Genomic DNA, 12,922 nt, shown 5'->3' on the forward strand with positions numbered 1-12,922 from the left:
TACACAAAACAAAGCGCCGTCCGGGAAACCGGGCGGCGCTTTTTTGCGTTTGCGGTTCTGGCTAGACGATCACCGGCTGTTCGGCGACGCCCTCACGGCCGAAGATGCGCAGATAGCGTTCGATCTCTGCAGGGCTGCTGCCGGTGGTCTTAGCGGGATTGTCCGACAGCTTCACGGCCGAGCGGCCGTTGGCATAGGTGACCTTGCAGACCAGGCTGATCGGGTCGAGTGAATCGAGCCCGCGCGGATGCGCGCCGCGGAAGTCGTTGGTGGCCATGGTGCCCCAGCCGAAGCTCTCGCGGATGCGCCCACGGAAACGCTGATGCAGATCGATCATCAGATCGACTTCGAGACCGTCGCTGAACATCGCGCGCTTCTTGCGCGGATCCTCGCCGCGCATCGCGTACCAGGCGATCATCTCTTCGCCCGCCGCAACCGGCTCCTTGCTGTCCATGCGCATGCCGGTCCATTGTGAGGCCCAGGGTGGTGCGTCGCGCAGGAACTGCGTCATGCCGAACGTATCGGGCAGAATGATCAGCAATTCGCCGTCATAGACCTCCTGCCATTTCGCCAGCACGTCATATTGCGCGGTCTTCAGCTGGTCGTCGTTTTCGGCGAGGCAGGCGAACACCATCGGCAGTTCGTGCGAATTGGTGCCGATGGCTTCGAATGAATGCTTGAAGGCGAGCAGGGCGTTCGACGTTCCGACGAAGCTGCGGCCAAGCTCGTTGGCCATCGCGTCCGTCACCCATTCTTGCCACAGGAAGCCGTGGCGGCGACGGGTGCCGAATTCCGCGAGCCGCATGTCCGGATAGGATTTCAGCTTCTTGATCTTGTTCCAGATCTTGGTCTTGGTCTGGGCGTAGAGAATATCCAGCTCGAACTTGTCCAGCGTGGCCATGGCGATCCGCGATCGCAATTCGCTGACGATGGCGAGGGCGTAGATCTCCCACATCGTGACTTCGGCCCAGTCACCTTCGAAGGTGAGGACATATTGACCATCGATGGTCTCAAGCTTGTAGTCAGGCAACCTGAAGCTGCGCAGATATTCGATATATTCAGGACGGAAAATGTCGCGGCGGCCATAGAAGCGGTTGCCGGCCAGCCAGATCAGTTCGTTCTCGCGGAATGAAAGCGTGCGGGCATGATCGAGCTGCGCGCGCAGCACCGCTTCCGGAATGATCTCGGCAAGGCGGACGGTTTTGGTCCGATTGATCAGGCCGAAGGTCACAGGCACTTTCGGATAAAGCATCCAGATGAATTGATGCATCAGGAATTTGTAGAAGTCGGTGTCCAGCAGCGACCGGATGATCGGATCAAGCCGGTAGTTGTGATTGTGGACCCGGGTGGCGAAATCCATCATGGCAACGCCACTCCTGGTAACGTGCCTGATCGTGGCACCTGCACCGAAACGGCAGTGGCCGCATCGCTGACGCTGTCTTTGCAGCAGTTCATTAAATTGGCGTATCCGCCGGGTTTATCGATGTCAACGCAAGCGCTGAACCGCGCTTTCACAATCGAGGATTGTCGTGGCAGCCCAGCGTTTGTCCCTCTGTTTTTGGCCTTGATCCTGCATCTGCGGGCATTGCGCAGAATTGTTTGCATGCTTACGATTTCCACCTGCCGGTGGGCGCCCCGAAACGATGAAGGACAGCACCATGAAAGTCGTCGATCTCTCCCACGTCATGAACATCCACACGCCCGGCTGGGTCGGCTATGCCGGCAACAAGATGTATTATGCGCAGAACCTGCAGACGCAGATGATCGTGGCGCAGCGGATCGAGACGGCGCTGCATGCCGGCACCCATTTCGACGGCGCGATGCACGCCACCGACGGGCGCAAGGGCGACATGGCCTCGCTGCCGCTGGACTACCTGTTCAATCGCGGCGTTGTCGTCGACATCTCAAGCCAGATGCATGACTGGGCGGTCATCACGCCGGAGATGCTTGAGAAGTCCGGCGCGGATATTCGCGAAGGCGACATTCTGATCCTGCACACCGGCTGGCACAAATATTACGAAGGTCAGGCGCAGCAGGATCTGGTGAAATACTTCTGCTATCATCCGGGCCCGAACCTCGACACGCTGCACTGGATGCTCGAGAAGAAGATCAAGTGGTTCGGCATGGACACTGGTTCCTGCGATCACTCGATGAACACCTCGATCCGCAACATGCGGCCGGACATCGCGGCGCAGTTCACCAAGAAGCACGGCAAGACGCCGGCGGAATTCTTCGGCACGTTTGAGTATAATCACAAGCTCTCGGGCCGCCACGTGACTGCCGACATGTTTCCGTTCCACAATTACGCGTTCCAGGAAGGCTTGTTGCATGCCGAGAATATCGGCGGCGACATCGAGCTCATGCTCAACCAGCGTTGCCTGATCGGCGCATTCCCGTGGCGCTATGATGGGCTTGAGTCATGCCCGTGTCGTATCCTGTGCTTCACAGATACGGGCGATGCCTCGGTGGAAGCCATGGGGAACGCGGCGAAGGCGATCATGGGGTGATGTAGTTTAGGCCCACGCCGTCATGGCCGGGCTTGTCCCGGCCATCCACGTCTGTCTGGATAGCGGCCAAGTCGTGGATGCCCGGGACAAGCCCGGGCAAGACGTGGAGAGGTCGGTTGATCGTCTTCTAGCGCCTTAGTCTCGCATCAGGTGCGTTCGCCTGCAGCGTATTCTGGATCGCTTCGCGGAGCAGGGGATAGTTGGCGCGATTCCAGTCCGCCATCCTGATATCGGCGAGCAGCGTCGCCGACTTGCCGAACACAACAATGCGGTCACCCACGGCCATGGCTTCTTCGAGTTGATGCGTGATCAGGATCGCGGTCGATTTAAACTCGCGAGCCAGATCGACGAAGGTCTTTCGCAGCTCATTGGCCGTAACTTCATCGAGCGCGCTGAACGATTCATCGGCCAGCAGAATTTCCGGCTGCACGGCGAAAGCACGGGCAATCGCAACACGCTGGCGCATGCCGCCGGAAAGTTCGCGCGGATAGGCATTGGCGAATTTCTCCAGCCCCAGCCGCTTCAGCCAGGTCATCGCGCGCTCCTGCTGAACATCTTCGGCGATGCCGATCAGTTCGAGCGGGAGCTTGACGTTGTCGAGCGCGGAGCGCCACGGAAACAGCCGATCCTGCTGGAAGATCGTCGCTATCTTGCCGCGAAAGGCATTGAAGTCGTCATAGGGCGTCTTGCCGCCGATGGTGATGCTGCCGGCGGTGGGATGTTCGAGGCCGATCAAGAGGTCGAACAGGGTCGATTTTCCGCAACCGGTCTTGCCCACCATGGCGATGAGTTCGCCAGGCTCGATCCGCAGCGACAACTGGTCGATGGCTGTGATCGACTGGCCGGATGTGGTCTGGCGAAATACCTTGCGCAGGCCGGCGATCTCGATGGGCGCTGAAGCTGCCGTCATGCCCGCCACCGCAATACGTGTGTTTCGAGTCTGACGAGCAGCGCTTCGAGGAAGAACAGCAGGACGACCAATACCAGCGTCCAGGCGAATACGTCGGCCACCGAGAATAATTCCTGCGCGACCGAGAGCTGATGCCCGATGCCGGTTACCGCACCTACCAGTTCAGCGATGGTCACGACGCGTATGGCGAGGCTGAGCGTGATCTTCCAGCTCGTGATGATCCCCGGCGTGATCGCAGGCAGCATCAGCTTGTGAAAGAACTGCAATGGCGTCGGCCGGAAGGAGCGGATCATCTGCTTCAGATCGCGCGACACCTCGCGCATGTTGTCGAGGGAATCGACGGTGAAGACCGGTGCGCAGACCACAACCAGCACGAAGACGATGCGAAACTCGACGCCCTTGAACCACAGCACCGCGAACAGGATCCAGGAGACGACCGGCACGGCCATCAGGATCCGCACCATCGGGCGCAGATATTTCTCGACGCTCTCGGACAGATACATCAGCACTGCCACCAGTAGTCCGATGACGAAAGACACGACCAGCGACAGCAGCACGCGGCCGAGCGTCACCGCGACGTCGAGCGGGGTGATCTTGGTCAGGCTTTCGGCAATACGCCCGAGGCCCGGGATCGCGAAAGCGGGGATGCCCAGCGACGGTGCCAGATAGGACATGACCTGCCAGACCGCTGCGAAGAGTACGATCGATATGATCGTCTCGCGCGGCAGGCTGGAGATCATCAGGCTTCGCGGTGACCTTTCGAAGATCGGTTCCTCGAATGGCGTGGCAGGTCTCGGTTCGTCAGGGGGCATAGATGATCGCTTCGTCAGGCAGCTTTGGATGAAAGCCGGCGGCGACGGCGCGCTCGAACGTATCCCAGATGCTCTTGCGTTCGGTGGCGTCCCAGGCTGGCTTGGCGTCGAAGTCCCAGCGCTTGGCGAGCACGGCTTCCTTCAAGATGCCGGGGGGGAGTTTGACAGTCTCGACTGCGATCTTGTCAGCACCATCCGGATCGCTGCGCAGATATTTGGTGACGTCCGCCAGCGCCGCGACGAACTTCTTCGGCGCATCCGGGGCTTTCTTGATGGTATCCTCGCGCATGGCATAGACCAGCTCCCAGCCGGTGGTGCCCGCAATCTCCTTCCATCCGTCATTAGCGTTGAAGATGATCTTCAGCGACGGATCGTCCTTCATCATCATGGTGGCGATCGGCTCGATGATCATCGCGGCATCGACGCGGCCGGCGGCAAGCTGCGCACGCGCTACAGCAAAGTTCGCGTTGACCAATGTCATGTCCTTGGCGAGGTCCATCTTTTTGGATTTCGCGTAGATCGACAGGATCTGGAATTGCCCGCTGCCCATGTCGGCGGCGAGTTGCTTGCCTTTGAGGTCGGCCAGCGACTTGATGGCCGGGTCCTTGGTGATGATGACGAGATCGGCGAGCGTGGCACCTGTTGCGACGATTTGCAGCGGCACGCCTTCGAGGCGCAGCTTCTGGAAGTAGGTGGGCCCGCCGATCAGCGTGTCGATTTCGCCGGTGGCGAGGCCCGCATAATAAGAGGAGAAGGAAGGATAGACCTGAACTTCGGCCTCGAAACCGTTCTTGGTATCGAACTTCTGCGCCTTCATGATGTTGATGATGATCGGCGCGAAGACGGGAAGTGTCAGGCTACCCACGCGGATTTTTGTCGGCGCCTGCGCCTGCGAATTTGTTGCGAGCGCGCTGCTCATCAGCGTAGCAGCCGTGCCCATTGTGAAGGCGCGTCGCGAAAGTCCGGTCATGACATCTCCTCAAGAAACGTTGTGGCGCGTGGCTTTTCGATCGGTTTATGCGGCGGTGCGATATTTGTTTGTTTGCAAATGATATGCCAAAATTGAATCCACTAAATCCTCTTGCAGTCATGAAGTAACGCTACTAGCATTTCGTTTGTGTGCAAATGAAATCTGCTCTGACTGCAGGAGGCGACGATGCCGCACGTGACGACGCCCGACGGGACGCAACTCTATTATGAGGAAGTCGGCACCGGGAGTCCTGTGGTTTTCGTCCATGAGTATGCGGGGGATTACCGCACCTGGGAGCCGCAGCTTCGTTACTTCTCGCGCTCCTATCGTTGCGTCACCTACAGCCAGCGCGGTTATCCGCCATCGGATGTACCGACCGATCCCGCGCGTTACGGCCAGGATATTGCACGCGATGACGTCATCGCATTGATGGATGCACTGAAGATCAACAAGGCGCATATCGTCGGTCATTCCATGGGCGCATCGACGGCGCTGCATGTCGGCATTCACTATCCGGATCGCTGTTTGTCGGTAACCGCTGCAAGCTGCGGTTACGGCTCCAGTCCCGATCCTGCCTTTGTGGAGCAGGGCCGTGCAGCCTCACGCGAAACCGCAAAAATGTTCGAGACGGTCGATTTCCCGACAGCTGCGGCGCGCTATGCCGATGGTGCAACGCGTCAGACGCACAAGAACAAGGACCCGCGTGGTTTCGCCGAGTTCGCGCGGATGCTGGCGGATCATTCGCCGGTCGGGCACGCGCTGACCATGCGCGAGCTGCAGGCCAAGCGGCCGATGCTGTGGGAGATGAAGCCGCAACTCGAGACATTCACGCCGCCACTGCTGATCATCGTTGGCGACGAGGACGATTGGTGCCTCGATCCCAGCATCTTTCTCAAGCGCACGGTGCCGACGGCAGGTCTTCTGGTATTGCCGCGTGCCGGCCATACCATCACCAGCGAAGAGCCGGCGGCATTCAATGCAGCGCTGGCGGAGCTTTTTCCGGCGGCCGAGTCCGGTCGCTGGATGTCGCACAAGCCGGCGGCCTGAGCGATGAGCACGCCTGGCGATATCGTCATTGATATTGCGGACGGCATCGCAACGTTGCGTCTGGCCAATCCGGCACGACGTAACGCGATCTCCACGGCGATGTGGAACAAGATCGCCGCCTTTGCCGGCGACGTCGCCACCCGCAAGGATATCCGTGTCGTGGTCATCCGCGGCGAGGGCGAGCTAATGTTTTCCGCGGGCGCAGACATTTCCGACTTTGCCACGGCTCGATCAGGCGAGGGCAATGCCCGGGCCTATGACGATCTGGTCGAGAATACCTGCCTGGCGATCGAGGCGATCCCGCAGCCGACCATCGGCCTGATCTATGGCGGCTGCATGGGCGCCGGGTCATCCGTTGCTGCGAGTTGCGACATGCGCGTTGCTGCGGATGATGCCTTCTTCGCAGTACCCGCCGCCAGGCTCGGTCTGGGCTACGATCCGCGCGGCATTGCGCGCTTCATCCGCGTGTTCGGCGCCGGCGCGACGCGACAAGTCTTGTTTACGGCCGATCGTCTGCCCGCCATGCGCGCTCATAAGCTGGGCGCGGTACATGTCATCGCACCGAAGGCTGACATTGAATCGCTGGCTGGGGAGCTTGCAAGGAAGATCGCCGGCAATGCGCCGCTGACCATCAAGGCGGCCAAGGCTGCCATCCGTGCACTGAGCACCAACAACGCCGAACTCCTGGCTGAAGCCGAGCAGTTCTATGCCGCAGCGGACGCCAGCGCCGACTACGCCGAAGGCCGCAAGGCCTTTGCCGAGAAACGACCCCCGCGCTTTACAGGAAGCTGATTGACCTAAGAATTTTCGTTTTCATTTCCGCCAACCTCAGAAGGACACGCACATGGATCTCCAACTCAAAGGCAAATGCGCTCTCGTCACCGGCGGCAGCGAAGGTATCGGCAAGGCGATTGCCATGACGCTGGCAAAAGAGGGCGTCAATGTCGCCATCTGCGCCCGCCGCATGGAGCCGCTGGAGAAAACGGCTGAAGAAATCCGCAACGCCTACGGGGTGACGGTGGTCGCGATTACCGCCGACCTCACCAAGGATGCGGATGCCAAGGCTTTCGTCGAGAAGGCCGCCAAGGAACTCGGCAGCATCGATCTGATGATCAACAATGCCGGTTCGGCGCCGGGCGGCGTGATCGAGACGCTCACCGAAGCCGACTGGGAACAGGCGCTGCAGCTCAAATTCATGGGCTATGTGCGCTGCCTGCGCTACGCGCTGCCCATCATGGTCAAGCAGGGTGGTGGCCGCGTGGTCAATCTGATCGGCAATGACGGCGTCAAGCCATCGTATTGGGAAATCGCACCGGGGGCTGCGAACGCTGCTGGTCAGAACATGACCCTGTCGCTCGCCGGTCAGTACGGCCGTCACAACATCTCGTTCTGCGCCGTCAATCCGGGCCCGGTTCGCACCGAGCGCTGGGCTGGCCTCGTCAACGCCATGTCGCGCGACATGAAGATCTCCTACGAGGAAGCCGACAAGCTTGCGCCGGCCTCGATCCCACTCGGCCGCATCGCGGAAGTCGAGGAAGTTGCAAATCTCGTCGTCATGCTCGCGTCACCACTCGTGCAGATGGCCAACGGCACGATGATCGAAATCGATGGCGGTCAGGACAAGGCGCTGATGGATCGCTTCCGCGACCGGTAGTCGTCAAAACAGGACGCGCGGCGGCGGAATATCGCTGCCGCGCAGCTCTGCGAAATTCGGTCGCAGATGCGCGCGCATCGACCGACATCAGATGATCAAAACTTCGGCGATGTGCTAGGCATGTTGCACCAAGACCGGTCTTGACAACGAAGAGGGTGCGCCGGACTATTTGCGTACAAACTAATTCGCGTTGCAAACATGGGGCTGTAAGCGACGCAAGGGCGAACGGTTGATCCGTTTCTTGCGAAGGCTTCGGCGAGAATCACTTCTATCGCAAACGTCGATCACAACGGAGTTCGATCATGATGACGGCTCGTTCCCTTCACTCACTCGCGATTGCCGGCACAATGGCCGGCGCACTGACATTGTCGTTCGGCCACGCGGTTCTCGCGCAGGACACGATCAAGATCGGTGAGCTCAACAGCTACAAGACACAGACCGCATTCCTTGATCCCTACAAGAAGGGCTGGGAGCTGGCGATCGAACAGATCAATGCCAAGGGCGGCGTGCTTGGCAAGAAGCTTGAAGTGATCTCGCGCGATGATGGCTCGACGCCGGGCGATGCCGTGCGCGTGGCCGATGAGCTGGTGACGCGCGAAGGCGTCAACATTATCGCCGGCACGTTCCTTTCGCATATCGGTCTCGCGGTGACCGAATTCGCCGGCAAGAAGAAAGTGTTCTTCCTCGCTGCAGAACCGCTGACCGACAAGATCACCTGGCAGAACGGCAACAAGTATACGTTCCGCCTGCGTGCCACGACCTATATGCAGGTCGCAATGCTGCTGCCGGATGCGCTGGCTGCCAAGAAGAAGCGCTGGGCGCTGGTCTATCCGAACTTCGAATACGGTCAGGCGGCGGTCGCGACCTTCAAGGAAATGATGAAGGCGAAGCAGCCTGACATCGAATTCGTCACCGAGCAGGCACCGCCGCTCGGCAAGGTTGATGCCGGCGCCGTGGTGCAGGCCATCGACGATGCCAAGCCGGATGCGATCTTCAACGTGCTGTTCGGCGCGGACTTCTCCAAGCTGGTGCGTGAAGGCACCACACGTGGCGTGTTCAAGGATCGCACCGTCGTGAGCCTGCTGTCGGGCGAACCGGAATATCTCGATCCGGTGAAGGAAGAAGCGCCGGTCGGCTGGATCGTCACCGGCTATCCCTGGGACAAGATCAAGACCCCGGAATACCTGGCGTTCCTGACGGCCTATCAGAAGAAGTACAACGACTATCCGCGTCTTGGTTCGATCGTCGGCTATGTCACGATGACTTCTCTGGCTGCCGGTATCGCCAAGGCAGGTTCGACGGACACCGACAAGCTGATTACGGCCTTCGAAGGTCTGAAGCTCGACAGCCCGTTCGGTCCGTTCATGTATCGCGCCAGCGATCACCAGGCGACCATGGGGGCCTATGTCGGCAAGATCGCGCTTGAGGGCGGCAAGGGCACCATGGCCGACTTCAAATATGTCGATGGTGCATCGGTGCTGCCCAGCGACGCCGAAGTGAAGAAGCTCCGTCCCGCGACCGAGTAACAGGAAGTACGACGATGATCGCCGTTGATACTCTCCCCGCATGTTCAACGCGGGGAGGGGGATTCCTCCGATGAGTTTCAACGCGTTTCTGTTTCAGGCACTGAACGGCCTGTCGGCCGCCTCCGGCCTGTTCTTCGTGGCGGCCGGGTTGTCGCTGATTTTCGGCGTCACCCGGATCGTCAATATCGCTCACGGGTCCCTCTATATGATCGGGACCTATATCGCCTACAGCATCGCCACCAAGGTCGGCGGTGCCGTCGGCTTCTGGGGCGGCATTGTTCTGACCGCATTGCTGGTGGCCCTGATCGGCGCCGCGATCGAGATCCTTCTGCTGCGGCGGATTTATCGCGCGCCTGAGCTGTTTCAATTGCTCGCCACTTTCGCGCTGGTGCTCGTTATCAACGACGCGACGCTGTGGATCTGGGGTCCTGAGGATTTGCTTGGCCCGCGCGCGCCAGGCCTGACCGGCTCCGTCGAGGTGCTCGGCCGCCGGCTGCCCACTTACGATATCTTCCTGATTTTCGTCGGCCCCTTCGTACTGTGGATGCTGCATCTGGCGCTGGCCAAGACCCGCTTCGGTCGGTTGATGCGCGCAGCCACGCAGGACCGTGAGATGGTGGGCGCGCTCGGCGTCAACCAGGCCATGCTGTTCACGGGCGTGTTCGCGCTCGGCGCTTTGCTCGCTGGCCTTGGCGGCGCGCTGCAGATTGCGCGCGAGCCGGCGACGCTGGCGACCGACCTGATCGTGATCGGCGACGCCTTCGTCGTCGTTGTGGTCGGCGGCATGGGCTCGATCTCCGGCGCCTATCTTGCGGCGGTCATCATCGCCGAGGTGAAGGCGTTGTGCATCGGCCTTGGCGTCGTGAATTTTGGCGGCTTCACGGTCAATTTCTCCAAGATGACGCTGGTTGCCGAATTTCTCGTGATGGCCGCGGTGCTGATCGCACGGCCCTACGGCTTGCTCGGTCGGGAGCAGGTGGCTGTGCGCAGTGTCGCGGAGCCCGAAGAGCCGCTACGTCCGGCGACAACGGCCACGAAGATTGCCGGCCTCATTCTTCTCGTTGTCCTCGTGTGCCTGCCGCTGATCGCCAAGAGCTCGCCCTATACGCTGGTGCTCGGCATCGACGTGTTGATCGCCGTGCTGTTCGCGACCAGCCTTCATTTCATCATGGGGCCGGGCGGTATGCATTCCTTCGGCCACGCGGCCTATTTCGGCCTCGGTGCTTACGGCGCAGCGCTGCTGGTGAAATGGTTTGCGGCGCCGATGGGGCTCGCACTGGCAGCCGCGCCGGTGCTGGCGCTGGTCGGCGCGCTGCTGTTCGGCTGGTTCGCTGTGCGACTGTCCGGTGTCTATCTGGCGATGCTCACACTCGCCTTCGCCCAGATCGTATGGGCGGCCGTGTTCCAATGGGAAACACTCACAGGTGGCTCCAACGGCGTGCTCGGGGTGTGGCCGTCGGTGCCATTCGACAGCCGTGGAGCATTCTATTTCCTGACACTCGCACTCGCTGCGCTCGGGGTGTTGCTACTCCGCAAATTCTTGTTCGCGCCATTCGGTTACGCGATGCGGGCAGGGCGTGACTCTCCCTTGCGCGCCGAAGCGATCGGTCTCGACGTCAAGCGCGTGCACTGGCTGGCCTTCGCCATTGCTGGCGGCATCTGCGGCATCGCCGGTGGATTGTTCGCCTTCGCCAAGGGCTCGATCTCGCCGGAGACCATCGGCGTCAGCCGCTCCATTGATGGTCTCGTCATGGTTCTTCTCGGCGGCATCCAGACGCTGACCGGCCCAATCGTCGGCGCCTCCGTATATGCGGTGCTGCAGGATTTCATGATGCGTTCGACGGAATACTGGCGTGCATTGCTTGGCGGCATTATCCTGCTACTGGTGCTGGCCTTCCCGAGTGGCATCGTCGGCGGCTTCGTCAAGCTGATCTCACGACGAAAGACAACATCGAAGGCCGCGTCATGAGCGACCTCGCCATTCGTTCGCTCTCGAAATCCTTCGGCGGCGTTCGTGCCGTCAACGAGGTTTCGTTTGACATCAAGCGCGGCGAATTCCTCGCGTTGATCGGCCCGAATGGGGCCGGCAAGTCGACCTGCTTCAACATGATCAACGGCCAGCTGCCGCCGGATTCCGGCGAGATCTGGTTTGAAGGCGCCAAGCTCAACGGCAAGAAGCCGCGTGACATCTGGCGGCTCGGGATCGGTCGCACCTTTCAGGTGGCCGCCACGTTCAATTCGATGACGGTGATCGAGAACGTGCAGATGGCGCTGATATCTCACGCCAATCAGGTCTATCGGCTGTGGAAGCCGGCATCGTCGCTGCACCGCGAGCGCGCTCTGGAGCTGCTGGCCCAGGTCGGTATGCAGGATGCTGCCGATCGCCCGAGCCGCGAACTGGCCTATGGCGACGTCAAGCGCGTCGAGCTGGCGATTGCACTCGCCAACGATCCACGCCTTCTATTGATGGATGAGCCGACGGCCGGCATGGCGCCCAAGGAGCGTAACGACCTGATCGCGCTGGTGAAGCGTCTGGTGATCGAGAAAGGCATCTCCGTGCTGTTCACCGAACATTCGATGGATGTGGTCTTCGCCTTCGCCGATCGTATCATTGTGCTGGCGCGGGGACGGCTGATTGCAGACGGCGACGCGAAATCGATCCGAGACAATCCTCAGGTGCGCGAAGTGTATTTCGGCACCGGCAAGACGTTCCAGAAATCGGAGGCCCACTGATGAGCGCTCCGATGCTCTCGGTCGAAAATCTCGGCGCGTCCTACGGCGCCGCGCAGATCCTCTATGATCTCAGCCTGCAGGTTGGGCGCGGCGAAGTGGTGGCACTCATGGGCCGCAACGGTGCCGGCAAGACCACGACCATGAAGGCGATCATGGGCCTGATGGCGCAGTCCACTGGAAAGATCCAGTTTGACGGCCACGACATCTCCGGTAGGCAGCCTTACGAGATCGCACGGCTTGGCCTCGGCTTCACCCCCGAAGACCGTCGTATCTTTTCCGATCTGACGGTGCTGGAAAATCTCGATATCGGCCGCCAGCCGCCGCGCAAGTTCAGCGATGGCGTACCGGCACCGGTCTGGACCGAGGAGAAGTTGCTGGCACTGTTTCCCAATCTTGGCGAAATGCCGAACCGCCCGGGTGGCCGGATGAGCGGCGGCGAGCAGCAGATGCTCACCGTGGCGCGGACGCTGATGGGCAACCCGCTGCTGATCCTGCTGGACGAGCCGTCCGAGGGCGTTGCTCCCCTGATCGTCGAACTGATGGCCAACACTATTCTGGAGCTCAAAAAGGCGGGGGTGTCGATCCTACTGTCTGAGCAGAATGTGCATTTTGCCGAACTGGTCTCGGATAGGGCCTATGTCCTCGAAAAGGGCCAGATCCAGTGGGATGGCACCATGGCCGAGCTTGCGGAGAATATTGATATTCAACGGGCCTATTTGACGGTGTAACGATCAAAACTTCATCTGTCGCAGCAACCGAAGAT

General features: G+C 60.5%; 12 protein-coding genes. 8 read left to right on the forward strand and 4 right to left on the reverse strand.

The features are described 5' to 3' along the window. Positions 1 to 61: 61 nt before the first annotated feature. Entirely contained in the window at positions 62 to 1,363 is a 1,302-nt protein-coding gene (gene pncB / locus AB8B20_RS00090; protein WP_089267118.1) for a nicotinate phosphoribosyltransferase, read from the reverse strand. A gap of 295 nt (positions 1,364 to 1,658) precedes the next feature. Here pncB and AB8B20_RS00095 point away from each other — a divergent pair, with 295 nt between their 5' ends. After that, positions 1,659 to 2,507, forward strand: a complete 849-nt coding sequence (locus tag AB8B20_RS00095; RefSeq protein ID WP_170849696.1) for a cyclase family protein — start codon at positions 1,659 to 1,661, stop codon at positions 2,505 to 2,507. A gap of 127 nt (positions 2,508 to 2,634) precedes the next feature. On the opposite strand, the gene AB8B20_RS00100 is transcribed toward AB8B20_RS00095, so the two are convergent. From AB8B20_RS00100 to AB8B20_RS00110, 3 genes are all read right to left on the reverse strand, one after another. After that, positions 2,635 to 3,417, reverse strand: coding sequence for an ABC transporter ATP-binding protein (locus AB8B20_RS00100; protein ID WP_439071225.1), 783 nt, complete (start codon positions 3,415 to 3,417; stop codon positions 2,635 to 2,637). After that, a complete protein-coding gene (locus tag AB8B20_RS00105) occupies positions 3,414 to 4,157 on the reverse strand; it encodes an ABC transporter permease (protein WP_439071226.1) in 744 nt (247 codons plus the stop codon). The genes AB8B20_RS00100 and AB8B20_RS00105 overlap by 4 nt, the downstream gene beginning before the upstream one ends. A 61-nt stretch (positions 4,158 to 4,218) precedes the next feature. Further along, the gene (locus AB8B20_RS00110; RefSeq protein WP_093758943.1) at positions 4,219 to 5,199 is read right to left on the reverse strand and encodes an ABC transporter substrate-binding protein; all 981 of its coding nucleotides are present in this window, start codon (positions 5,197 to 5,199) and stop codon (positions 4,219 to 4,221) included. A 186-nt stretch (positions 5,200 to 5,385) separates the two neighbouring features. Between AB8B20_RS00110 and AB8B20_RS00115 the strand changes: the two genes are divergently transcribed. The 7 genes from AB8B20_RS00115 (at position 5,386) to AB8B20_RS00145 (ending at position 12,887) form a co-directional block, all read left to right on the forward strand. Next, complete coding sequence (locus AB8B20_RS00115; RefSeq protein WP_439071227.1) at positions 5,386 to 6,246, forward strand: alpha/beta fold hydrolase; 861 nt, start codon at positions 5,386 to 5,388, stop codon at positions 6,244 to 6,246. Between the two features lie 3 nt (positions 6,247 to 6,249). Next, positions 6,250 to 7,038, forward strand: a complete 789-nt coding sequence (locus tag AB8B20_RS00120; RefSeq protein WP_439071228.1) for an enoyl-CoA hydratase-related protein — start codon at positions 6,250 to 6,252, stop codon at positions 7,036 to 7,038. A 52-nt stretch (positions 7,039 to 7,090) separates the two neighbouring features. Next, the gene (locus tag AB8B20_RS00125) at positions 7,091 to 7,900 is read left to right on the forward strand and encodes an SDR family NAD(P)-dependent oxidoreductase (RefSeq protein WP_089267123.1); all 810 of its coding nucleotides are present in this window, start codon (positions 7,091 to 7,093) and stop codon (positions 7,898 to 7,900) included. Positions 7,901 to 8,205: 305 nt separating this feature from the next. Further along, positions 8,206 to 9,426 carry an ABC transporter substrate-binding protein gene (locus tag AB8B20_RS00130; RefSeq protein ID WP_120291209.1) on the forward strand — a complete coding sequence of 407 codons (1,221 nt, stop codon included), beginning with the start codon at positions 8,206 to 8,208 and terminating at the stop codon, positions 9,424 to 9,426. A 70-nt stretch (positions 9,427 to 9,496) separates the two neighbouring features. Continuing rightward, the gene (locus AB8B20_RS00135; RefSeq protein WP_439071229.1) at positions 9,497 to 11,395 is read left to right on the forward strand and encodes an ABC transporter permease; all 1,899 of its coding nucleotides are present in this window, start codon (positions 9,497 to 9,499) and stop codon (positions 11,393 to 11,395) included. After that, a complete protein-coding gene (locus AB8B20_RS00140; protein WP_093758939.1) occupies positions 11,392 to 12,159 on the forward strand; it encodes an ABC transporter ATP-binding protein in 768 nt (255 codons plus the stop codon). Before AB8B20_RS00135 ends, AB8B20_RS00140 begins: the two co-directional genes overlap by 4 nt. Next, positions 12,159 to 12,887, forward strand: a complete 729-nt coding sequence (locus AB8B20_RS00145; protein ID WP_439071230.1) for an ABC transporter ATP-binding protein — start codon at positions 12,159 to 12,161, stop codon at positions 12,885 to 12,887. The genes AB8B20_RS00140 and AB8B20_RS00145 overlap by 1 nt, the downstream gene beginning before the upstream one ends. The last annotated feature ends 35 nt before the right edge of the window (positions 12,888 to 12,922 follow it).

Origin of the sequence: Tardiphaga sp. 866_E4_N1_4 (genome assembly GCF_052076075.1) — a bacterium.
Lineage (GTDB): Bacteria > Pseudomonadota > Alphaproteobacteria > Rhizobiales > Xanthobacteraceae > Tardiphaga > Tardiphaga robiniae.